The following is a 22,103-nucleotide window of genomic DNA, read 5'->3' on the forward strand; positions in this document are numbered from 1 at the left end:
GCCGCGACTTTTTGATCTGATGATAGTCAGCTGACGAATAAGAATTCGTCCATCGACTAATTACTTTTCAGACGGCGTCTCGTCCATTTAATTGCTGCGTCACATATCGTACTCCACTGCAGCGTGGTTCTGTCCATACCAGCATTTCCCCTGGTGCCACTTGGGCTTGATAATGGGTCGGCTGACCACTAGTATTTAGTCAAACGACACATTACGGCAGAAGCAGATTTTTCTCGCAGCGTCGGAAGCCGGAACGGAGATTCGCAGCTGTCAGGCCGGGCCGGTCAAGGTCGCCAATTTTTGCGTTCGTGGCAGCGATTGCCAGCGGCGCACACGGGGCGGTTGAAGGAGCAGGACATGAAGCGTGGAGAAAGTTCTTTGCGTTCGCTCATCGAAAAGTGGCTCGCGCCAACTGCGACCACCCCGGTGCACGTAACCCGATGTACCTTCGCAAATTCGAGTCAGACGAGGTGTGTGCTCGCGCGGTCGTCTGCCTCGGAGAGGTCCCTCGCGATATTCTTCTTTCGGCACGACGACGGAGCGTGGCGAGTGTTCCCACCGCCTCCCCGAAAACCAGAAATGCACTCCTGCCCAGGCGCGGGATAAGGAATTTTGTCTTGTCGCGATTTGTGGTCAGAATATATGGATGCACTTCCAGGGAAACTGATCCAATCGCACAAGCGTTTTCGGCTGCTTCCGCGATTCGTCCTCCTTTCGCGTTCGAAGTGACAGACGAAAGACTACCTCGTCCCTGATCTGCATCGCGTACCGGACTTGAGCCGAAAAATCCCGGCTGCGTGCGGCCTGCAGATCGATTCATGATCCGCTCTCGCGGATTGCCAGGAAGCCACCCATGGTTTGCATCGCCATTCCTCGCAGGCGACGCGGATGCCTTGTCAATGCAAGCGTCGCCGGCATCCCGTTTGCGCGACGCGCTGGCCACGCATCTGGCACCGATGCGTGCTCCGGTCATGCGCGCATCGCTTCGAATTCGTCACCAATCGCAAACCCACGTTTACCCCGAATTTCGAACGGCGTTCGAAAAAATGCATCACGTAGGGGTGGGCGAGCGTTGACAGTCGAGTTTCGAGCGTTTATCTTTGCGAACAGCATTCGTATTCTGGTGACGTGGTAGGAGGTATCTGAAACGCGATGCTGATGAGGTGGGGGAGGCCGGTTTCGCTTCATTGCTAAGACTGCGGGAATCCAACGGCCTTGGCCTTTTCTGCGGCAGTTCGACAAAGACAAGAGGAGACGCATGAAACAGAAGAGTCTTAAGCCAAGGGCGATCAGCCTTGGCGTACACGCCGCCTGTATCGCCGCGGCATGCGGGTTGTGGAGCGCGAACGCCAATGCATTTCACTTCGATGTGCCGAACCCGGACATCGATATGCAATGGGACAACACGGTGCGCGCGGACTACGGCATCCGGCTGCAGAACCCGGACCAGTTCTACACCAGCAGTCCGACGTTCGATGAAGGCAATCTGTCGACGCCGAAGTTCAGCACGATCCAGGCGATGCTGAACCTCTACAGCGAGTTCGATTTCAAGTACAAGGAAACGTCCGGCTTCCGCATCAGCATGGACGCGTGGTACGACCCGACGTTCAAGAATCACAATACGAGCAATCCGGCGTTTCTGCCGAACTATCCGAACAACGAGTACACGAGCTACATCAAGAAGTACTATCAGGGGCCGAGCGCCGAACTGCGCGATGCGTTCGTGTTCAACACCTTCGACCTCGGTGGTCACTCTGTAAACGTCAAGCTCGGCCGGACGGCGATTACCTGGGGGCAGTCGGCGTTCGCTACGCTGGGTGGTGCGAACTCGGTGGCGATCGGTCAACAGCCGCTCGACCTGATGAAGCTGACGCAGAGCCCGAGCGCTTCGCTCAAGGAAATCGTGTTGCCGACGGCTCAGGCCGCCGTGACGGCGAACATTACCGACACGATTTCCCTCGGGGCACAGTACACGTTCGAATGGAATCACGACCGGCTGCCTGAAGGCGGCACCTATTTCGGCGGCGCGGATCCGATCCTCTACGGCCCTCCGATCGCCAGCTACGAAACCATTCCGGGGCTGGGCACGTTCGGGATTCCTCGCATCGCGCCGACCAAAGGTCAGATAGGCGACATCGGCCTGAACGGCAAGTGGCGAGTCGATTCGCTCGCAACGACCTATGAATTCACGTACCGCCACTTCGCCATGAAGATGCCATGGGCGGCGGTGCTGCTCCCGGGTGCGGGACCGCAACTCTTCCCTGGCTTCAACCTGCCCGGTGTGACGGCGAAGTACGGCAACAACGTGAACCTGATCGGCGCTGGCTTCAACAGCGCGATCGGCAACGCGGCAGTGGCGGGCGAACTGTCGTATCGCTGGAACATGCCGCTCACAGCCGTCAATACCACGACGGTCAACGACGCGCCGACGGGTCGCACGCTGCACGGTCTGCTGAACGTCACGCAGTCGTTCGGCAAGACGCCCTTGTGGGACAACATGTTCCTTCAGGCTGAATTCGCGTTCAACCAGCTGCTGAGCGTGACACACAACGCGGGCAACTTTGCGAATTCCAGCTATGACACGACCGGCCAATGCTCAGCATCGGGGAACAACCCCTTCAACAACTGCTCGACGCGCTTCTGGGCTGGAATCGGCATTGGTGCGAGCCCGCAGTGGTATCAGGTGTTCCCGGGGGTCGATCTGACGATGCCACTGTTCGTCAATCTGAATCTGAAGGGCTACTCTTCGGTCATTACGCCAGCGGCCGAAGCACAAGGGCAGAACACGTTCGTGGTCGGGCTTGATTTCACGATTTACAACAAGCACCAGGTGAACGTGACCTACACCTATTACATGAACAAGAAGGGGTACTCTACGACGGGAGCCGCGACTGCACTCGGCGCACCGTATAGCGACAAGTCGTGGATCGGCATCACCTATCAGACAACGTTTTGATGATGGAGGCACCTGTGAAAAGACTCCCAAAGCTTCTTAAGGCGCTGGCGATACTCGCCGCCGTTTGGGCTTCACCCTATACGCTGGCAATCGAGAGCGGGATTACCCCGTTCGGAGCGGAAATTGCCGGCAACAAGGACGGCACGATTCCCGCCTACACGGGCGGCATCAAGGAATTCCCGGCCGGCTTCAAGCCCGACTCCGGGAAATGGGCGGACCCTTTTGCCGGTGAAAAGCCGGTTCTGCAAATCACGGCCCAGAACTATCAGCAATACGCCGACAAGCTGAGCGCCGCTTCGATCGAACTGTTCAAGCGCTATCCGACTTACCGGATGGACATCTACCCGACGCACCGCTCCGTTTCGTATCCGGATTGGTACCTCGAGAACTCGGAGAAGAACGCGCAAAGCGCCAAGCTCGAAAAGAATGGCCTTTATATTTCGGGCGCGTTCGGCGGTAAGCCGTTCCCGGTCCCGAAGAACGGTCAGGAAGCGTTGTGGGACTGGGAATTGCGTTATGTGGGCACGGCCCAGAAAAACAACGTGAAGACGTGGCTCGTCGATTCGAGAGGCACTCCGATTCTTGCTGCACAGTTCAAGAGTTCGCTGCTCTATCCGTATTTCGAGCCTAAGTATGAAGCGGAGTTTCGCAAGAAGGGTCCCCTTGCGATCTGGTATCAGGTCTATAACGACTACGCTGCACCGTCCCGTCTGATCGGCGAGACGTCGCTCTTCTGGTACTTCACGGATTCGGCCGATCACGATCAGCAATCGTGGGCATACAACCCGGGCCAACGCCGCGTGCGCGTGGCGCCCGATCTCGCCTATGACACCCCGAACCCCGGCTATTCCGGCGCGATCACGATGGATGACATCCAGCTGTTCTACGGGAAGATCGACCGCTGGGACGCAAAACTGGTCGGAAAGAAGGAAATGTATATCCCGTACAACGACTACAAGCAGCAGTACGATACGCCTGCAAGCAAGATCCTCACGTCGAATTTCGTGAATCCGGATCATGTGCGCTGGGAACTGCACCGCGTGTGGGTCGTGGACCTGACGCTCAAGCAGGGCGCGCGTCATATCTACAGCAAGAAGACACTGTATTTCGACGAGGACGGCGGTGGCGGAATGATGGACGCGTATGACCAGTCGGGCAAGCTGTATCGCGGTGGCTTCGAAACCACGGTGCCCGCCTACGACTACAAGGTTCCGTATTCGCTCGGTAACTGGTTCTACGACTTCAACAGCGGCATCTATATTTTTGGCAGCCATCCGGCGGAGTCGCCGGGGATCATGTTCAACGTGAGCTTCCCGAACGACTACTTCACGCCGGAGCGTATGCAATCTGCGGGTGTGCGCTAGTTGCGCGCTGAGTCGAGGATAAGGTATTGAGTGAGACGTCCCGCCCGGCTTGCCTGGCGGGACGTCTCACCAGCAGTGGCTGGATCGAGTCGCACGCATCGAAAGTAGTGTGGTTGCTTTTGGTATTGGATCAATCTGGAAAGTGATGGAGACAGTTTTGAAGAAGCACCGGCTGTTGATTAACGCGTTCGCGCTTGCTGCAGCAATTTGCGCCGCGCCGATGTCGAATGCGATCGAAAACGGGATCACGCCTTTCGGGGCCGAAGTCGCCGGGAACAAGGACGGGACGATTCCCGCCTACACAGGCGGTATCACACAGTTTCCGACCGGATTCAAGGCAGATTCTGGCAAGTGGGCAGACCCGTTCCCGGATGAGAAGGCAGTGCTGCAAATCACTAACCAGAACTATCAGCAGTACGCGGACAAGCTGAGCGCGAGTTCGATCGAGCTGTTCAAGCGTTATCCGACCTATCGGATGGACGTCTATCCGACCCATCGCTCGGTGTCGTATCCGGACTGGTATCTCGAGAATTCGGAAAAGAACGCGCAGAACGCGAAGCTCGAAAAGAATGGCCTGTTCGTTTCCGGTGCGTTCGGCGGCAAGCCGTTCCCGGTGCCGAAGAACGGTCAGGAAGCATTGTGGAACTGGGAACTGCGCTACGTGGGTACGGCCCAGCGCAACAACGTGAAGACGTGGCTGGTTGATTCGAGAGGCACGCCGATCCTCGCCGCGCAATTCAAGAGCTCACTGTACTACCCATATTTCGATCTGAAACAGGAAGGCGAATTCAGGAAGAAGGGCGGTTTCGCAATCTGGCAATACATCAACAACGATTTCGTTGCGCCGGCGCGAATGATCGGCGACACCACGCTCTACTGGTTCTTCACCGATACGGCCGATCACAACCAGCAATCGTGGGAATACAACCCCGGTCAGCGCCGCGTGCGCGTGGCGCCTGACCTTGCCTACGACACGCCGAACCCCGGCTATTCGGGCGCGATCACGATGGACGACATCCAGCTGTTCTACGGACGCATCGATCGCTGGGACGCGAAGCTCGTCGGCAAGAAAGAGATGTACATCCCGTACAACGACTACCAGCAACAGTATGAAACGCCGGCGAGCAAGATCCTCACGCCGCATTTCGTCAGCCCGGATCATGTGCGCTGGGAATTGCACCGTGTGTGGGTCGTCGACCTGGCGCTCAAGCAGGGCTCGCGTCACGTGTATGGCAAGAAGACGCTCTATTTCGACGAAGACGGTGGCGGCGGAATGATGGATGCCTATGACCAGTCCGGCAAGCTGTATCGAGGTGGCTTCGAGACCACGGCGCCTGCATACGACTACAAGGTGCCGTATTCGCTGGGCAACTGGTTCTACGACTTCAACAGCGGCATCTATATTTTCGGCAGCCATCCGGCGGAGTCGCCTGGGATCATGTTCAACGCGAGCTTCACGAAGGACTTCTTTACACCTGAGCATATGCAGTCGACCGGCGTGCGATAGCCGATACAGGTGCAAGGAAAGGCGCAGTATGTGCGCCATGCCGGGTATCGCATGGCGCACAGAGAAGTTTCATAAAAATCCAGGACTGTTCGCGTGACCGATCGCCAGTTACTGTGAAGGAGACACAATGCGCAATACCCTGTTTCGTTGGCTGGCACTCGTCGCGGCGGCATGCGCCGCCAGCGGGTCGGTCCATGCCGAATTTGCCGATCCGATGCGTTCGCCTGCCGTGGTCAACCTGCAGGCCGCGCATGAACCGCTGATCGCGTTGGCCCAGGCCGGACAGCGTCTGGTCGCGGTAGGCCCGCGCGGGGCGATTCTGGTTTCGGACGATATGGCCATGCACTGGCGCCAGGTCCAGGTGCCGGTGAGTTCGGATCTGGTCGCTGTCACGTTCAAGTCGGCCGCGCTCGGCTGGGCGGTCGGACACGACGGCGAGGTGCTCCACACCACCGACGGCGGCAATACCTGGACACGGCAGCTCGACGGCCAGCAGGCGGCGAAGCTGATGAGCGCCTACTACGCGAAGCAGCAGGGCGATTCACCCGATCTGAAGGCGTCGCGCGAAGAGGCAGAGCGCTTCGAAGCAGACCAGGGGGGACGTCCTTTCCTCGACGTCTGGTTTGATGATGAGCGTTCGGGCTGGGTCATCGGCTCGTTCAACATCATTTTCCACACCGACGACGGCGGCAAGAACTGGGTGCCCTGGTTCGATCGCGTCGACAATCCCAACGCGTTGAACCTGCATGCAATGCGCCGTATCAACGGGACGCTTTATATCGTGGGCGAACAGGGGCTGCTGCTCAAGCTCGATCCGGGCAAGCAGCGTTTCGTCGCGGTGCCTACGCCGTCGAAGGGCAGCCTCTTCGGTCTCGCTTCCACGGGCAACGCGTTGATCGTCTACGGTCTGCTCGGCAACGCATATCGCTCCATCGACAGCGGCGCGACCTGGGACAAGATCACGCTGCCGACCGGCGCGAGCATCCTGGCGTCGGCTGAACTGCCGAACGGTCACCTTCTTCTCGCGACCCAGGCGGGTGAGCTGCTCGAGAGCGCTGATCAGGGGGCAACGTTTCAAAAACTTGGCGCGAGCCAGCCGGGCGGCATCTTCGCGATGGCGTTGCGCGGCGACACCGCGGTGCTGGCTGGTGCGGCCGGCCTGTCGCGGATCACATTGTCGAAGTCGAACTAAAAGGGAGCAGACATGGCTGGCGGCAACAATGCCCAATTCGACAAGATGCCCGTTGTGGCGGATCTTGCCCAGTTCGATTCACGTTCAGGCAACGCGCTTGAACGGTTGATCTTCAACCGCCGTCCCTGGCTCATCGTCATCTGCGCGATCATCACGGCGGTGCTAGGGTTTCAGGCGCTGCGTCTCGATGTGAATGCGAGCTTCGAGAAGATGATTCCGCTGTCGCATCCGTACATCAAGAATTATCTCGCCAACAAGGCGGATCTTAAAGGGCTCGGCAATTCGCTGCGGATCGTCGTCGAGAATCCCTCGGGCGATATCTACGATCCGAAGTATCTTGCCGCGCTGCGACGCGTCAATGATGCATTGTTCCTGATTCCGGGCGTCGACCGTCCTGGCGTGAAGTCGATCTGGATGCCGATCGTGCGCTGGAACGTGGTCACGGAGAATGGCTTCGCGGGCGGCCCGGTGATGCCGGACGGCTTCGACGCGTCCGCGCAGGCCATCGCACAGCTGCGCACGAACGTGGCGCGCGCAAACATCGTGGGCAGCATCGTGTCGAATGATCTGCATTCGAGCATGATCCAGTTGCCGCTGCTCGATCACTATGCCGATACCGGCAAGGCGCTCGACTACGCGAAGCTCTCGCACCAGATCGACGAGGTCATCAAGAAGGAGGGTCACGGCGAGGTGCACGTGCACGTGGTGGGCTTCGCGAAGCTGATCGGCGACCTGATCGACGGCCTCAAGCTGGTTGCTATGTACTTCGGCGTGGCCGCGGCGATTGCGCTCGGCGTGATCTTTCTGTACACGCGCTGCTATCGCAGCACGCTGCTGGTGGTGGCGTGCTCGCTGATTGCGGTGGTCTGGCAGCTCGGCATCATTCGCTCGCTCGGCTACGTGCTGGATCCCTATTCGGTGCTGGTGCCGTTTCTCGTTTTCGCCATCGGCGTATCGCATGGCGCACAGAAGATGAACGGGATCACTCAGGACATCGGGCGTGGCACACATCGCTACGTAGCGGCACGCTACACGTTCCGGCGGCTCTTCCTCGCCGGTCTCACGGCGTTGCTCGCGGACGTGGTTGGCTTCGCGGTGCTGATGGTCATCGACATTCCGGTGATCAAGGATCTTGCGTTCACGGCGAGCGTTGGCGTGGGCGTGCTCGTGTTCACGAATCTGCTGCTGCTGCCGGTACTGCTCTCATACATTGGCGTCAGTCCGTCGGCGGCACGACGCAGTGTGCGCGGCGAACAGAACGAGGCGCGCGGCACCTCGTCGGCAGGCGCGCTGTGGAACCTGCTCGACCGCTTCACCGAACGCCGCTGGGCCGTGGGTGCGATCGTTTGCGCGGCCGCACTTACGGCGTTCGGCTGGTCGATCAGTCAGCATCTGCAGATCGGCGACCTCGATTCGGGCGCGCCGGAGCTTCGTCCAGACTCGCGCTACAACCTCGACAACGCTTACGTCAACACGCATTTCGGCCTGTCGAGCGATCTTTTCGTCGTGGCTGGCAAGTCGTCGCACGGCACGTGCGACGCCGACAATTTCCCGCTCGTTCTCGAGGCTGACCGACTCGAAGCCACACTGCGCAACGTGCCGGGCGTGCAGACGACGACTTCGGTCGGTGGCCTCGCGCGCTGGGTGACGGCGGGCTTCTACGAGGGCTACCCGAAGTGGTACACGGTCGACCGCGTGCCTTCGATCGTCAACAAGACGGTGTGGCAGATCCTGCTCGATCATCCGGACCTACTGAGCCAAACTTGCGGCACGGCGCCCGTGATCGCCTATCTGACCGATCACAAAGCCGCGACGCTCTCGCGTGTCATGGAGGCGGCGGAGGCATTCGCGAAAGAACATAGCGACGCCGACCACCAGTTCCTGATGGTTGCCGGCTCGGCCGGCATCGATGCAGTGACGAACGTGGTTGTCGCGAAGGCGAACCGCACCATGCTGTTCATGGTGTATGCGGCGGTGATCCTGCTGTGCTTCATCACGTTCCGCAGCTGGCGCGCGGTCGTGGTGGCCGTCGTGCCGCTCGGAATCACTTCGGTGCTGTGCGAGGCGCTGATGGTCAAGCTCGGCATCGGCGTGAAGGTGGCGACGCTGCCGGTGATCGCGCTGGGCGTGGGGATTGGCGTCGACTATGCGCTCTATCTGCTGAGCGTGCAGCTCGCGTATCAGCGTGCGGGGCAGCCGCTGCGCGTAGCATATCGTCATGCGGTGCAGTTCACGGGCAAGGTCGTGGCGCTGGTCGGCGTGACGCTGGCTGCCGGCGTAGTGACGTGGGCCTTCTCGCCAATCAAGTTTCAGGCCGACATGGGCATCCTGCTGACGTTCATGTTCCTGTGGAACATGATCGGTGCGCTGATCCTGATCCCGGCGCTGTCGCATTTCCTTCTGCAGGGAATTTCGCGCAAGGCGGTGGCGAGGGGCGTAGCGGGTGGTTCGGCGAGCGTCGAAGCTTGTAGCGGCGAGGTCACGCTGCGGTAGCGAGTATGTGGCGGTGCCGCGCGTTGCGCGCGGCACCGCCTCGCAGCACAAATAAGTTGGCCCGCTGGCCGCTCGTCCTTACACCACGGACATCGAAAAGCTCAGGATCTCCGAGACTCCGCCGTCGACCATCAGCATCTGGCCATTCATGTAAGAGCTGGCCTGCGACGCGAGAAACACGGCGACGCCGCCTAGTTCCTCGGGATTGCCCCAACGGCCAACCGAAATGTGCGAGCGCACGATCTCCTTCATTTGCGGATTCGATGTGACGGGCTCAGCCATATCCGTGAGGAAGTAGCCGGGGCAGATCCCGTTGCAACGAATGCCGTGTCGCCCCAGCTCCGCACCGAGCGACTTGGTGAGTCCGGCAACGGCATGCTTACTGGCCACGTACGCTTGAAGCTTCTCACGGCCGAGCACCGACACATAAGACCCGACGTTGATGATGCGTCCGTGTCCGCGTTCGATCATCGGGCGCGCCACTTCCTGCGCGAGCAGGTATGCGGCCGTAACGTTGGTATCCATCGTTCTTTGCCACATATCGACGCTCGACTCGAGAAAGCCGCTCCACTCGCAAATGCCCGCGTTGTTGAGCAGTACGTCGATGCGGCCATGGCGCGCAAGGACGTTGCGAACGCCGTTTCGGATGGCGTTCTGATCGGTGAGGTCGAACGGTTCGATATCGACGACGCCGCCTGTTTTGCGAATCGATTCCGCGGCGGCTTCGAGGCTCGTACGCGAACGCGCGCAGAGGATGACGGTCGCACCGGCCGACGCCAACGCCGACGCCATGGCAAAGCCGAGACCGCGCGATGCGCCCGTGACGAGCGCGATTTGTCCTTCCAGTGAAAAGAGCTTCATTGTCTGACTCCCGTGGATGACGCGAAGGCTGATTACTGGTGGCGAATGACGATCTTGCCGAAATGTTTCTGGCTTTCGAGGTGCCGAAGCGCATCCGGTACATGCGCGAAGTCATAGACCGAGTCGATCACCGGCCGCAGTTTGTGCAATGCGATTGCGCGGTTCATCGATTCGAAGTCCTGGCGGGAGCCGACGCGGATCGGTGCGATCGTCAGTCCGCGCGCGAAGAATCCCTCGCCGGGGGAGGGGGCACCGGTCAGCAGTCCGACGACGCTGATCCGGCCGCCGTCCCGTGTGCAAGCAACCGACTTGCCGAACGTTTGAGCCCCGCCCACTTCGACGACGAGATCGACCCCAAGGCCATTGGTCAGGCGCAGCACGGCGTCTTCCCAATTGGGCGTGTCGCGGTAGTTGATGGTCGCGTCTGCGCCCAGTTCGGCCAGGCGTTTCAGTTTCGATTCGCTGGACGAAGTGGCGATCACGCGGGCGCCGAAAAGACGTGCCAGCTGCAGAGCGAAGATCGATACGCCGCCGGAACCTTGCACGAGGACGGTCTGGCCCGGCAGCAGGGGCGCATGCTGACACAGTGCGTTCCATGCGGTGACGGCGGCGCAAGGCAGTGTTGCGGCTTCCTCGTCGGAAAGGTGCTCGGGAACACCAATCAGCTCTTCCTCGCTCAGTACGACTATGTCGCGAAGCATCCCTTCGACGATGGCGCCGCGGCCCAAAGTATCTGCGTGTTGCGGGCGCGCTCCGCCGTGCCAGTTCTCCGCGAAGTTGGCCATCACCCGGTCACCCGGTTTGAAGCGACGTACACCTGCGCCGACCGCGAGCACGACCCCCGCGCCGTCCGAGGCCGGAATGAAGTTCGGTGCCATCCAGTCGCGAAACGCTCCATTCATCAGCAGCAACTCACGGAAATTCAGCGAACTCGCGTTGACCTGCACCGATACCTGATGAGCGCCAGGTGGCGCCGGATCGGGTTCCTCGCATAACGCCAGTCCCGCAATGCCTTCGAAACGCTCGCATCGATAGAGCTTCATTTGTCGTCTCCTTGGTGTTGAACGAGGGCGTCGAATTGATTGCTAAGTGACGCTTTCCTCATTCTTCTCGTTGACAGCTACAAAAAGAACGGTTCAGAATATAGAACATTGTTCAACAAAGCGTTCGGAGCGTCAAATTGAAGATACTGGTCGCGGTGAAGCGCGTGATCGACTACAACGTGAAACCTCGGGTCAAGTCCGACGGCTCGGGCGTCGATCTGGCCAACGTAAAAATGGCCATGAACCCGTTCGACGAGATCGCGGTGGAGGAGGCGGTGCGCCTCAAGGAAGCAGGCGTTGCGACTGAAGTCGTCGTGGTATCGGCGGGCACCGCGCAATCGCAGGAGGTACTGCGTACGGCACTCGCCATGGGGGCGGATCGTGCGGTGCTAGTGGAGAGCGATGCGGATCTGCAGCCGCTCGCGGTCGCAAAGCTGCTGGCCGCCGTAGCCGCGCGGGAAAACCCGCAACTGGTCTTGCTCGGCAAGCAGGCCATCGACAACGACGCTGGCCAAACTGGGCAGAAACTCGCCGCATTGCTCGGCTGGCCGCAAGCGACGTTTGCGTTCAAGACGGAAGTGGATGGTCAGCAACTGCTCGTCACGCGTGAAATCGATGGCGGTCTCGAACGCGTCGCTCTCGATCTGCCCGCGGTGATCACGACGGATCTGCGCCTGAACAGTCCACGCTATGTGACGCTGCCCAACATCATGAAAGCGAAGAAGAAGCCTCTCGATACGCTGAATCCTGAAGCGCTGGGCGTTGACGTCGCGCCTCGCCTGAAGGTTCTCGAAGTGACCGAGCCACCGGCGCGCAAGGGCGGTGTGATGGTTCCGGATGTTGCAGCGCTGATTGAAAAGCTTCGAAACGAAGCGAAGGTGATCTGATTATGACTATTCTCGTTATCGCCGAACACGACAATGCGACCCTGAAGCGCGCCACGCTCAACGCCATCACGGCGGCGGGCGCAGTGGGTGGCGACATTCATGTGCTGGTGGCGGGCCACGGCGCGTCGGCCGCCGTCGAGCAAGCCGCGAACGTAGCCGGTGTCGCCGAAGTGCTCGTCGCGGAAGCACCCGAATACGCGCACGGGTTACCGGAAAACCTCGCCGCACTCGTGGTCTCGTTGGCCCGCGCTTATACACACGTGATCGCAGCGTCCACGGCGGTGGGCAAAAACTTCATGCCCCGTGTGGCCGCGCTGCTCGATAGCGCGCAGATTTCCGATGTCGTTGCCTTCAAGGCTGCCGATGTTTTTGTGCGTCCGATCTATGCCGGCAATGCACTGGCAACAGTGCAATCGTCCGACCCGATCAAAGTCATCACCATTCGCCCGACCGCGTTCGATGCAGCAGCGACCGGTTCGACCGCCGCGCCGTCACGCGCTGTTGCATCGGCGCCGGCTTTCGATAAGGCCCGTTTTGTCGGGCAGGAACTCACGAAATCGAGCCGGCCGGAGCTTGCGGCGGCAAACATCGTGGTGTCGGGCGGCCGTGGCATGCAGAACGGTGACAACTTCAAGCTCCTCGACGCGCTTGCGGACAAGCTTGGTGCGGCCGTGGGCGCGTCGCGTGCGGCGGTCGACGCCGGCTTCGTGCCGAACGATTATCAGGTCGGTCAGACGGGCAAGATCGTCGCGCCTCAGTTGTATATCGCGGTGGGCATCTCGGGAGCGATTCAGCACCTCGCCGGCATGAAGGATTCGAAGGTCATCGTCGCGATCAATAAAGACGCGGAGGCACCGATCTTTCAGGTGGCCGACTACGGTCTCAGCGCGGACCTGTTCGAAGCTGTTCCGGCACTGACCGCAGCGCTCGATTGACGTTCGCCCGGATTGACAGCAATCCGGGCGTCAGCCTAGCATCTGAACGCCGTTCACAACAATTGAACCGGTCGTTGCATATCGATTGCGAACCACTCGGCCACAACATAAAGAGTCGGAACCGGCGCCTACGCCGGCCACATCACGAAGGAGATAGCAATGGGTAACAGAGGTCCCGATTCGGGTGAACACACGGTCCGTCTCGATTTTGTGCCGAAGGACAGTTACCTGTCGAAGCAATTTCTCGAGCGGGAGAACGAGCGCCTGTGGCCGCACGTGTGGCAGGTTGCATGTCGGCTGGAAGAAATTCCCAACGTCGGCGACTACGTCACCTTCGACGTGGCCGGCGAGTCGATCATCGTGGTGCGAACGGCGGCTGATCAGATCAGGGCCTTTTTCAACGTCTGTCAGCATCGTGGCCGTCGCTTGACCAACGGCAGCGGCAAGGCCTCGAAATTTCACTGTGCCTATCACGGATGGCAGTGGAATCTGGATGGCAGCGTCGCGCGCGTGCTCGATCGTGACGACTGGGCCGGCTGCGAGGAAATGACTGACGGTGATCTGCGTCTCACCGATGTTCTGGTGGACACGTGGGGCGGCTTCGTGTTCATCAACATGGACCCGAACGCGGAGCCGCTCGCTAAATTCCTCGATCCGGTACCGGAGATCACGAACTGCTTCGAGTTCGAGAAGATGCGCTACCGCTGGTACAAGTCGATTCGTCTTCCGTGCAACTGGAAGGTTGCACTCGAAGCGTTCACCGAGGGTTATCACGTCGCGGCAACACATCCTCAGTTGCTGGATGTCGCGGGAGATGACGTAACGCGAAGCTTCGCCTACGGCCGCCACGGCATGTTCGGCTACTCGACGGCCACGCGCATGATCGGCGCGCCGTCACCGCGAACCGGCAAGCCGATGCCGGAGGACGTGCGTCAGGGTCTCGTCAACTTCTTCCGTGTGATGGAAGAGACCCTGAAAGCAATCAATACCGCGCGCGACTACGAAGCGGCGAAGCGGCTGATGACGGAAATGTCGCCCTCAGGTAACCAGTTCGAAGTCCTCGCGAAGGCAATGGATTTCCAACGCGAAGCGGCGATCGCCGAGGGCGCCGGCTGGCCGGAGATCACTTTCGAGCAACTCGGTCGCGCGGGCGCGGACTGGCATGTCTTCCCTAACCTCGTGTTTCTTCCGTACCCCGACGGCGCGCTGTTTTACCGCGCACGCCCGGACGGCGACAACCCCGATTCGTGCATCTACGACATCTGGTCGCTGCAGCGCTTCGCGCCGGGCGCGGAGCCGCCGCTCAAGCGCGAGTTCTACTACGGTGTTGACGACTGGAAGGAAAACGCTCAGGAGAACTTCGGCCTGATCCTGTGGCAGGACTTCCAGAACATGACCAACGTGCAGCAGGGGATGAAGTCGCGCGGCTTCAAGGGTTCGCGCACGAATCCGCTGCAGGAAACGTCGGTTTCGAACTTCCATCGCGCGCTGCGCGAATTCATCGCGCGGGAGGAGTGATGTCGACGAGCTGGGACGCAACGTACGACTTCGTGGTGGTCGGCAGCGGCGGTGGTTCGATGTGTGCGGCGCTTGCCTGCAAGTCGGTGGGCAAGGAAGCGCTGATCATCGAGAAGCAGGCGAAGGTCGGAGGCTCGACCGGCTATTCGGGTGGTGTCTGGTGGCTGCCGAACAATCATGTGATGAAGCGCCACGGCGTAAGCGATTCGTATGAGCGCGCACGGCAGTACTTCGACGCCGCGGTGACGTATCAAGGTCCGGGCACCTCGCATGCGCGACGCGAGGCTTACCTGCGCACCGGGCCGAAGATGGCCGAGTTTCTCGAGCAGCAGGGGATGCAGTTCGTGTACGCGGACGGCTGGTCCGATTACTACGACACGCTGCCCGGCGGGGAACCCCGTGGCCGCTCGCTCTTGGCGAAGTTGTTCGACGTGAAGGAACTGGGCGAATGGGCGCCGCGCTTGTCGCGCTATAAAGGCCCGTCGATGCCAGCCAACTCGGACGAGTACCCGACACTATTTCTGATGAAGCGGACGTGGGGCGGCAAGCGCAAGGCGATGCAGCTCGGCGGCCGCATGCTTTACCAGAAGATCACCGGCAAGGAGCTCGTGGCCAACGGTGCGGCGATTCAGGGGCGCATGCTTCAGATGGCGCTGCGCGCGAACGTGCCGATCTGGACGGACACGCCGGTACGGGAGTTCATCGTCGAGGAGGGGCGGGTGGTCGGCATTGTCGCAGTGCGCAGCGGCCGGGAGTTGCGCGTGCGCGCTCGCCAGGGCGTCCTGCTCAATACGGGCGGCTTTTCACACAACGCGGAGATGCGCCGCAAGTACCAGCCGCAGCCGTCGTCCGCGGATTGGACCAATGCGAATCCAGGCGATACCGGTGAAATCCTGCAAGCTGCGATCGCGCTCGGCGGCGCGGTGGATTGCATGGAAGAAGCGTGGTGGGTCGTGACGTCGCTCGGCCCCAACGAGGAACTGCCGGAAGGTGCGCGCGCTCCGGATGGTTCGCCGTTGCCGTTCATGCATCACCTCGACCTCTCTCTGCCGTTTTCGATCATGGTCGATCAGGATGGCGAGCGCTTTTGCGACGAAGCGGGAGCGTACATGGAGATCGGTCAACGCATGTACGAGCGCCACAAGCAGACTGGAAAAGCGGTGCCCGCGTGGGTCGTGATGGACAGCCGCCAGCGCAAGTACTACCCGTGGGGTACGGCGATGCCGGGCCAGATTCCACAGAAGTGGCTCGACAGCGGATACATGATCAAGGCTGACACGCTCGAAGAACTGGCCGCGAAATGCAGCATCGACCGTGCTGGTCTGCTCAAGACGGTCCAGCGCTTCAACGGCTTCTGCAAAACGGGCGTCGACGAAGACTACGGCCGCGGCTCGCGCGCATTCGATCGCTGCCATGGAGACCCGACCATCAAACCGAACCCGAATCTCGGGCCGATCGAGGAGGGCCCGTTCTACGCGGTGCGCATGTATCCAGGCGATGTCGGCACTGCTGGCGGTCTCGTAACCGACGAGTTCGGACGTGTGCTGAAGGACGACGGTTCGCAAATCCCTGGGCTGTACGCCACCGGCAACTGCACGGCATCCGTGGTTGGCCGGTGTTATCCGGGCGCCGGCAGCAGCATCGGCGCATCGTTTGTGTTCGGTTACATCGCGGCGCTGCATTCGAGCGGCGCGCAAAAGATCTGGTGACACAGGAGAGTGACGAATGAATGCCTATCAGCCGCCCACCAGCGAAGTCCTGGTCGACATCTACAGGCGCATGACACTCATCAAGCAGAACGATGAGCGCTTTCGCGCCGTGATCAAGGCCGGCAAGCTGGTGATGCCGTACTACTCGCCGCGCGGGCAGGAAGTGATTCCGTCGGCGACGTCGGTGTGTCTCACCGATGACGACTACATCTGCACGATCTACCGCGGCGTTCACGACATGATCGCCAAAGGTGTGCCGCTCAAGGAACTCTGGGCCGAACTCGGTGGACGAGTGACCGGGACCTGCAAGGGCAAGGGCGGTCCGATGCACGTTACCCATCCCGCTTCCGGCGTGATGGTCACGACCGGCATCGTCGGCAGTTCGATGCCAATTGCGAATGGCCTGGCGCTTGCCTCGCAGATTCGCGGTGAACGGCGCGTGGCAGTCGCTTACTTCGGCGATGGCGCATCCAACATCGGCGCGTTCCACGAGTCGCTGAACATGGCATCGGTCTGGAAACTGCCGGTGATTTTCGTCTGCCAGAACAACGGCTACGCCGAGCACACCAAATACGCTTACGGCACGTCCGTGTCCAATATCGCGCAACGCGCGGTTGCGTACCAGATGCCCGGCGTGACGGTGAACGGCAACGATCCGATCGCGATGCACAAGGCGGCGCGCGAGGCGGTCGAGCGTGCGCGCGACGGTGGCGGCCCGACGCTCATCGAAGCGAACACGTTCCGCTTTCAGGGCCATGTATTTGGCGATCCGGACGCATACATGGACAAGCACGAAAAGGCGGCCTGGGTCGCCAAGGACCCCGTGCCGCTGTTCCGCCAGTGGCTCATCGATGCAAAGCATGCGAGCGAAGAGCAACTGGCCGCGATGGAAGCCGGGCACGAGGCGCAGATCGACGCTGCGGTCGAATTCGCGTTGTCGAGCGAATATCCCGATGTCGCTGAGCTTCGTCGCGACATCTTCAAGGACGAGGTGCTTGCATGAGCCAGATGCCAACCAACATCAACACTATCCAGGCCGTCAACTTCGCGCTCGACGATGCAATGGCCGCCGACGTCAACGTGATCGTGCTGGGTGAAGACGTTGCCGACGGTCAGGAAGGCGGCATTGTCGGCGTAACGAAGGGACTGTCGTCGAAATACGGCACGTCGCGCGTGCGTTCGACGCCGATCTCGGAGCAGGCCATCATCGGCGCTGCGATCGGCGCTTCGATGGTCGGCATGCGCCCGGTGGCGGAAATCATGCTGATGAACTTCACGACCGTCGCGATGGACATGATCGTGAATCACGCGGCGAAACTGCGCTTCATGTCGGGTGGGCAGACCAATGTGCCGATCGTGATCCGCACGATGACCGGTGCCGGCTTCGGCACGGGTGGTCAGCACGCGGACTATCTTGAAGCGTGGTTCGCGCACGTCGCCGGCATCAAGGTGGTCGCGCCTTCGAATCCTGCCGATGCGTATGGCCTGATGCTGTCCTGCATCCGCGATGACGACCCGTGTCTGTTCATCGAGAACATGCCGACCTACTGGAACCCGGGCAATGCGCCGGAGCGCGGCGTAGCGATTCCGCTTGGCAAGGCCAACGTCGTGCGCGCAGGCACGGACGTCACGTTGATCAGTTACAGCCGCCGCGTGCAAGAGGTCATGGTCGCCGCGGAGGCGCTCGCCAAGGATGGGATCGCCTGCGAAGTGATCGATTTGCGCACGGTCTCGCCTCTGGATACCGAAACCATCCTGACTTCGGTTGCCAAGACAGGGCGCGCCGTCGTGGTGCACGAGGCCGTCAAGCCGTTCGGCGTGGGTGCTGAAATCGCATCTCGCATCTACGAGGCCCTCTTTCGCGAACTCAAGGCGCCGGTGCAGCGCGTAGGCGCGCAATTCTGCCCCGTGCCGTTCTCCAAGCCGCTCGAAGACGCGTTCGCGCCGGGCGTGGCAGACATCGAAGCGGCGGTTCGCGCGACGCTGAAATGACAAGCACGCGCTCCCGGAATTTCCATCATCAATAGAGCAAGCTCATGACCACACAAGTTCTGCTGCCCAAACTGGGCTTTTCCATGAATGAAGGCACGCTGGCCGAATGGCTGGCGGAAGACGGCGCGACCGTGAGCGAAGGGCAGATTCTCTACGCGCTCGAGAGCGACAAATCGGTTCAGGAGGTCGAGTCGCCGGCGTCGGGCACGCTGCGCATCGTTGCCCAGGTTGGCGAAGTGTATCCCGTCGGCACGGTGCTGGCGGAAATCGTCTGATTGGCCGCAGGCCGGTCACGCTATTCAAGAGTCGTTTGAAAAGGCATCCGCGATGAGTGTCGAATCCGTAGCTACCCGAGCGCAGTCCAACGTGAATACTGGTTCGGGCGAGGCCGCAGCCCCAGCACTTGGTGCGCATTTGCCGCCTTGGCCGCAGGTCGATTTCGCCGAATTCGGCGAGGTAGAGGTCAAGCCAGTGTCGCGCATTCAGAAGCTCACAGGAGCCTTCCTATCGCGCAACTGGCTGACGATTCCGCATGTGACCCACCATGACGATGCCGATATTACGTCGCTCGAAAGCTATCGCAAGGCGCGCAACGACGCGAATCCGGCGGTCAAGCTGACGCCGCTCATCTTCCTGATCAAAGCCGTGGTGCGGGCTTTGCAGGAGTTCCCGCAATTCAACGCGTCGCTCGACGGTGACGGCAAAAACATCGTTCTAAAGAAGTACTTCCACATCGGGGTCGCCGTGGACACGCGCTTTGGATTGCTCGTGCCGGTGCTGCGCGATTGCGACAGGAAGAGTGTCGAAGAACTCTCGGTGGAACTTGCAGCAATTTCGCAGAAGGCCCGCGAAAAGGGACTATCGATGGCAGAGATGTCGGGGGGCTGCTTCTCGATCAGCTCGCTGGGCGGCTACGGCGGGACTGGCTTTACGCCTATCGTCAATGCGCCTGAAGTGGCGATTCTCGGTGTGACTAAAACCCGGCTGGCGGCCGCGCCGGCGGATGACGGCGGCGTCAGCTGGCGCAAGATGCTGCCCTTGTCGCTCAGCTACGATCACCGCGTGATCAACGGAGCCGACGCGGCGCGCTTCGCTGCATTCATCGGCACCGTGCTGGCCGATCCGCAGACGCTCGCAGGTTAACAGACGATCTGACACAACAACGACGGGATTGAGATGAGAACCCTTGGCGAGATGATCGAGCGAAACGCTCGCTTGCATGCCGACCACACGGCGCTCGTGTATGCGGAACGGCGTCTGACGCACGCTCAGTTGGCGGAGCGTGCAAGACGCTTTTCGGGCGCGCTGTATCAGCGCGGCCTGCGACGTCAGGATCGGATTGCGATCCTCGCAATGAACTGCGCGGAGTACTACGAGACCTACCGTGCATGCGAGTGGGCCGGTTTTATTCTCGCGACCGTCAATTTCCGGCTGGCGCCCGCGGAGATTCTCTACATTCTGAAGGATGCGGCGCCCAAAGCGCTCGTCTTCGAGGCTCAGTATGCCGAGGTCGTGGACGGACTGCGTTCGCAACTGCCCGGAATCGAGCAGTACATCTGCATCGGCGACGCGCCTGATTGGGCCGTTTCATTCGAGGCGGTGATGGAAGCCGGCCCAGTGGAAGGACCTCCGATCCGCTCGAATCCCGAGGATTACGCGTATCTGATGTACACGAGCGGCACCACAGGGCGTCCCAAGGGTGTCGTGCGCACTCACCATGCGATGTGCGTCACCGCGGAAAGCTGCGCGCTCGTGACGGAGTTTTCTGGCAAGACGCGTGTGTTGCAGACGACGCCGGCGTTTCATGTCGGCGGGATCGGCTTCGTTAATGCGGTCGCATGGATCGGCGGCACGACGGTCATCCATCGCGCCTTCGATCCGAAGCAAATGCTCGAGACGATCGCGCAAGAACGCATCACCTTCACGTTCATGGTTGCCGCGATGCTCCAGGCGGTCCTCGACGTGCCGGAGCTGTCGAGCTATGACGTGTCGAGCATCGAAAACATCGTCACTGCGGCTGCACCGGTGCCGCCGCCACTGCTTGTGCGTGGCATTCAGGTGCTCGGCCCCGTGTTTTCGGTGCAGTACGGCATGACCGAGAGCAATGCCTGCTGGCTGCCTGCGCACGAGGTGAAGCCTCAAGGGTCGCCGGAACAGGTACGGCGCCTCGCATCGGTGGGGCGTGCGTGTCCGGGCATCGATCTGCGCATCGTCGACGATCACGGCAACGATCTGCCGCAAGGTCAGACCGGCGAGGTCTGGCTGCGCTCGCAGACGCAGTTGAGCGGCTACTGGAACAACAGCGTGGCGACGGTGGAAGCACTGCGCGACGGCTGGTACCGCTCGGGCGACATGGGCTACCAGGACAAGGACGGCTATATCTTCCTCGTCGACCGCAAGAAGGACATGATCATTTCCGGCGGCGAAAACATTTATAGCCGTGAAGTCGAAGATGCGCTCGGGCAGCATCCGGCGGTCATCGACGTGGCGGTGATCGGCGTGCCGCACGAGAAGTGGGGAGAGTGCGTGAAGGCGATCGTCGTGTTGCGGCGGGGTGAGCAAGCGGGCGAAGCTGAGCTGATCGAGTTCTGCCGCGGCCTGATCGCGAGCTACAAATGTCCGAAGGCCATCGCCTTCGTCGACGAGCTGCCGAGACTGCCGACTGGCAAGATCAGCAAGGTGAGCTTGCGCCAGCAGTTTGCCCAGTGAACGGCAATCGCCTCATTTGGAGAGAATCGACCATGGCCAAGTGGCTGAAGAGTTCGGAATGCGTGAAGTTTGAAGTAGCGGAACGGGTTGCGCGTATCACGCTGAATCGTCCGGACAAGCGCAACGCCATCAACAATCCGCTACTGCAGGAACTCAAAGCGGCGTTGCTCGAAGCCGACGACCTCAAAGCGGTGAACGTGATCGTGCTGTCGGGCGCCGGCCGCGATTTCTGCGCGGGCTACGATCTCGTGACGACGTATTCGGACCGTGCCGCGGACGCCGTTGATCCGGGTGACTATCGCGGCACGATTCGCAGCTTCGACGACGACTGCTGGTCGATGGAGCGGCAGTCGGAGACGGTCAATCTGATGGCCGAAATCCACAAGCCGATCATCGCGCAGGTGCATGGCAACTGTCTTGCGGGCGGCACGGACCTGGCGCTCGCGTGCGACATGGTGATCGCCGCCGACGATGCGAGGATCGGTTTTCCCGCCACGCGTGCGAACGGCTCGCCGCCTGCGCATATGTGGTTCTATCACGTGGGCCCGCAGTGGGCGAAACGTCTGCTGCTATCTGGCGACTCGCTGACGGGCCGCGACGCCGCGAAGATTGGGCTGGTCATGGATGCGGTGCCGGCAGAACAGCTCGACGCGGAGGTGAACGAGCTGGCGCGCCGTCTGTCGTTCGTCGATGCCGATCTGTTGGCTGCGAATAAGCGCATCGTCAACCTCGGCCTGGAGTTGGCCGGCTCGCGCACGCTTCAACGCATTGCGGTCGAGAACGACGCCCGCGCTCACCAGAGCCAGGGGCCGCGGCGCGCGCAATTCAAGGCAGACATGGAAGCGGTTGGCCTCAAGGAGGCGCTCAAGCGCCGCGACGAGCCATTCGGCGACGGGATGATCCGGCTGCACGCTCGCGGCAGTTGACCCGTCGTTCG

At 60.9% G+C, this 22,103-nt stretch carries 17 protein-coding genes; 15 read left to right on the top strand and 2 right to left on the bottom strand.

All coding sequences use genetic code 11. The annotated features are described in order from the left end of the window. Positions 1-1,258 precede the first annotated feature (1,258 nt). The 5 genes from AB4Y34_RS25035 (at position 1,259) to AB4Y34_RS25055 (ending at position 9,512) form a co-directional block, all read left to right on the top strand. The gene (locus tag AB4Y34_RS25035; protein ID WP_255208683.1) at positions 1,259-2,956 is read left to right on the top strand and encodes a DUF1302 domain-containing protein; all 1,698 of its coding nucleotides are present in this window, start codon (positions 1,259-1,261) and stop codon (positions 2,954-2,956) included. A gap of 14 nt (positions 2,957-2,970) precedes the next feature. Next, positions 2,971-4,320 (top strand): DUF1329 domain-containing protein, encoded by a 1,350-nt coding sequence (locus AB4Y34_RS25040; protein ID WP_368597048.1) that lies wholly within the window; start codon positions 2,971-2,973, stop codon positions 4,318-4,320. Positions 4,321-4,465: 145 nt separating this feature from the next. Then, entirely contained in the window at positions 4,466-5,827 is a 1,362-nt protein-coding gene (locus AB4Y34_RS25045) for a DUF1329 domain-containing protein (RefSeq protein ID WP_368717543.1), read from the top strand. A 127-nt stretch (positions 5,828-5,954) separates the two neighbouring features. After that, positions 5,955-7,019, top strand: coding sequence for a YCF48-related protein (locus tag AB4Y34_RS25050; protein ID WP_368717544.1), 1,065 nt, complete (start codon positions 5,955-5,957; stop codon positions 7,017-7,019). Between the two features lie 12 nt (positions 7,020-7,031). Beyond that, a complete protein-coding gene (locus tag AB4Y34_RS25055) occupies positions 7,032-9,512 on the top strand; it encodes an RND family transporter (protein ID WP_368717545.1) in 2,481 nt (826 codons plus the stop codon). A gap of 78 nt (positions 9,513-9,590) precedes the next feature. On the opposite strand, the gene AB4Y34_RS25060 is transcribed toward AB4Y34_RS25055, so the two are convergent. Together AB4Y34_RS25060 and AB4Y34_RS25065 are read right to left on the bottom strand one after the other, a co-directional pair. Continuing rightward, positions 9,591-10,373, bottom strand: coding sequence for an SDR family oxidoreductase (locus tag AB4Y34_RS25060; protein WP_368717546.1), 783 nt, complete (start codon positions 10,371-10,373; stop codon positions 9,591-9,593). 32 nt (positions 10,374-10,405) lie between these two features. Continuing rightward, on the bottom strand, positions 10,406-11,416 hold the full coding sequence (locus AB4Y34_RS25065; RefSeq protein ID WP_368717547.1) for an NAD(P)-dependent alcohol dehydrogenase: 1,011 nt from the start codon (positions 11,414-11,416) through the stop codon (positions 10,406-10,408). 137 nt (positions 11,417-11,553) lie between these two features. On the opposite strand from AB4Y34_RS25065, the gene AB4Y34_RS25070 reads away from it, so the two are divergent. The 10 genes from AB4Y34_RS25070 to AB4Y34_RS25115 all read left to right on the top strand — a co-directional run bounded on the left by AB4Y34_RS25070 (position 11,554) and on the right by AB4Y34_RS25115 (position 22,092). Then, positions 11,554-12,303: an electron transfer flavoprotein subunit beta/FixA family protein gene (locus AB4Y34_RS25070; RefSeq protein ID WP_368717548.1), complete on the top strand. Its 750-nt coding sequence runs from the start codon at positions 11,554-11,556 to the stop codon at positions 12,301-12,303. A 2-nt stretch (positions 12,304-12,305) separates the two neighbouring features. Then, on the top strand, positions 12,306-13,238 hold the full coding sequence (locus AB4Y34_RS25075) for an electron transfer flavoprotein subunit alpha/FixB family protein (RefSeq protein WP_368717549.1): 933 nt from the start codon (positions 12,306-12,308) through the stop codon (positions 13,236-13,238). Positions 13,239-13,397: 159 nt separating this feature from the next. Next, on the top strand, positions 13,398-14,756 hold the full coding sequence (locus tag AB4Y34_RS25080; protein ID WP_368717550.1) for an SRPBCC family protein: 1,359 nt from the start codon (positions 13,398-13,400) through the stop codon (positions 14,754-14,756). Further along, on the top strand, positions 14,756-16,465 hold the full coding sequence (locus AB4Y34_RS25085; protein WP_176378365.1) for an FAD-binding protein: 1,710 nt from the start codon (positions 14,756-14,758) through the stop codon (positions 16,463-16,465). Before AB4Y34_RS25080 ends, AB4Y34_RS25085 begins: the two co-directional genes overlap by 1 nt. Before the next feature lie 16 nt (positions 16,466-16,481). Continuing rightward, complete coding sequence (locus tag AB4Y34_RS25090) at positions 16,482-17,468, top strand: thiamine pyrophosphate-dependent dehydrogenase E1 component subunit alpha (protein ID WP_368717551.1); 987 nt, start codon at positions 16,482-16,484, stop codon at positions 17,466-17,468. Next, a complete protein-coding gene (locus AB4Y34_RS25095) occupies positions 17,465-18,457 on the top strand; it encodes an alpha-ketoacid dehydrogenase subunit beta (protein WP_176122696.1) in 993 nt (330 codons plus the stop codon). Before AB4Y34_RS25090 ends, AB4Y34_RS25095 begins: the two co-directional genes overlap by 4 nt. Before the next feature lie 44 nt (positions 18,458-18,501). Then, positions 18,502-18,732: a biotin/lipoyl-containing protein gene (locus AB4Y34_RS25100; RefSeq protein ID WP_152851317.1), complete on the top strand. Its 231-nt coding sequence runs from the start codon at positions 18,502-18,504 to the stop codon at positions 18,730-18,732. A gap of 52 nt (positions 18,733-18,784) precedes the next feature. After that, complete coding sequence (locus AB4Y34_RS25105; RefSeq protein WP_368717597.1) at positions 18,785-19,600, top strand: 2-oxo acid dehydrogenase subunit E2; 816 nt, start codon at positions 18,785-18,787, stop codon at positions 19,598-19,600. Between the two features lie 33 nt (positions 19,601-19,633). Next, complete coding sequence (locus AB4Y34_RS25110) at positions 19,634-21,166, top strand: class I adenylate-forming enzyme family protein (protein ID WP_176378363.1); 1,533 nt, start codon at positions 19,634-19,636, stop codon at positions 21,164-21,166. A 32-nt stretch (positions 21,167-21,198) separates the two neighbouring features. Beyond that, on the top strand, positions 21,199-22,092 hold the full coding sequence (locus AB4Y34_RS25115) for a crotonase/enoyl-CoA hydratase family protein (RefSeq protein ID WP_176378362.1): 894 nt from the start codon (positions 21,199-21,201) through the stop codon (positions 22,090-22,092). The last annotated feature ends 11 nt before the right edge of the window (positions 22,093-22,103 follow it).

Source organism: Paraburkholderia sp. BR10954 (assembly GCF_040965775.1).
GTDB classification, from domain to species: Bacteria; Pseudomonadota; Gammaproteobacteria; order Burkholderiales; family Burkholderiaceae; genus Paraburkholderia; species Paraburkholderia youngii.

Bases quoted from the DNA above. Each gene is read 5' to 3' on its own strand.
- AB4Y34_RS25035 (WP_255208683.1), top strand. From the start codon at position 1,259: ATGAAACAGAAGAGTCTTAAGCCAAGGGCGATCAGCCTTGGCGTACAC.
- AB4Y34_RS25045 (WP_368717543.1), top strand. From the start codon at position 4,466: ATGGAGACAGTTTTGAAGAAGCACCGGCTGTTGATTAACGCGTTCGCG.
- AB4Y34_RS25050 (WP_368717544.1), top strand. From the start codon at position 5,955: ATGCGCAATACCCTGTTTCGTTGGCTGGCACTCGTCGCGGCGGCATGC.
- AB4Y34_RS25055 (WP_368717545.1), top strand. From the start codon at position 7,032: ATGGCTGGCGGCAACAATGCCCAATTCGACAAGATGCCCGTTGTGGCG.
- AB4Y34_RS25060 (WP_368717546.1), bottom strand. From the start codon at position 10,373: ATGAAGCTCTTTTCACTGGAAGGACAAATCGCGCTCGTCACGGGCGCA.
- AB4Y34_RS25065 (WP_368717547.1), bottom strand. From the start codon at position 11,416: ATGAAGCTCTATCGATGCGAGCGTTTCGAAGGCATTGCGGGACTGGCG.
- AB4Y34_RS25075 (WP_368717549.1), top strand. From the start codon at position 12,306: ATGACTATTCTCGTTATCGCCGAACACGACAATGCGACCCTGAAGCGC.
- AB4Y34_RS25080 (WP_368717550.1), top strand. From the start codon at position 13,398: ATGGGTAACAGAGGTCCCGATTCGGGTGAACACACGGTCCGTCTCGAT.
- AB4Y34_RS25085 (WP_176378365.1), top strand. From the start codon at position 14,756: ATGTCGACGAGCTGGGACGCAACGTACGACTTCGTGGTGGTCGGCAGC.
- AB4Y34_RS25090 (WP_368717551.1), top strand. From the start codon at position 16,482: ATGAATGCCTATCAGCCGCCCACCAGCGAAGTCCTGGTCGACATCTAC.
- AB4Y34_RS25095 (WP_176122696.1), top strand. From the start codon at position 17,465: ATGAGCCAGATGCCAACCAACATCAACACTATCCAGGCCGTCAACTTC.
- AB4Y34_RS25100 (WP_152851317.1), top strand. From the start codon at position 18,502: ATGACCACACAAGTTCTGCTGCCCAAACTGGGCTTTTCCATGAATGAA.
- AB4Y34_RS25105 (WP_368717597.1), top strand. From the start codon at position 18,785: ATGAGTGTCGAATCCGTAGCTACCCGAGCGCAGTCCAACGTGAATACT.
- AB4Y34_RS25110 (WP_176378363.1), top strand. From the start codon at position 19,634: ATGAGAACCCTTGGCGAGATGATCGAGCGAAACGCTCGCTTGCATGCC.
- AB4Y34_RS25115 (WP_176378362.1), top strand. From the start codon at position 21,199: ATGGCCAAGTGGCTGAAGAGTTCGGAATGCGTGAAGTTTGAAGTAGCG.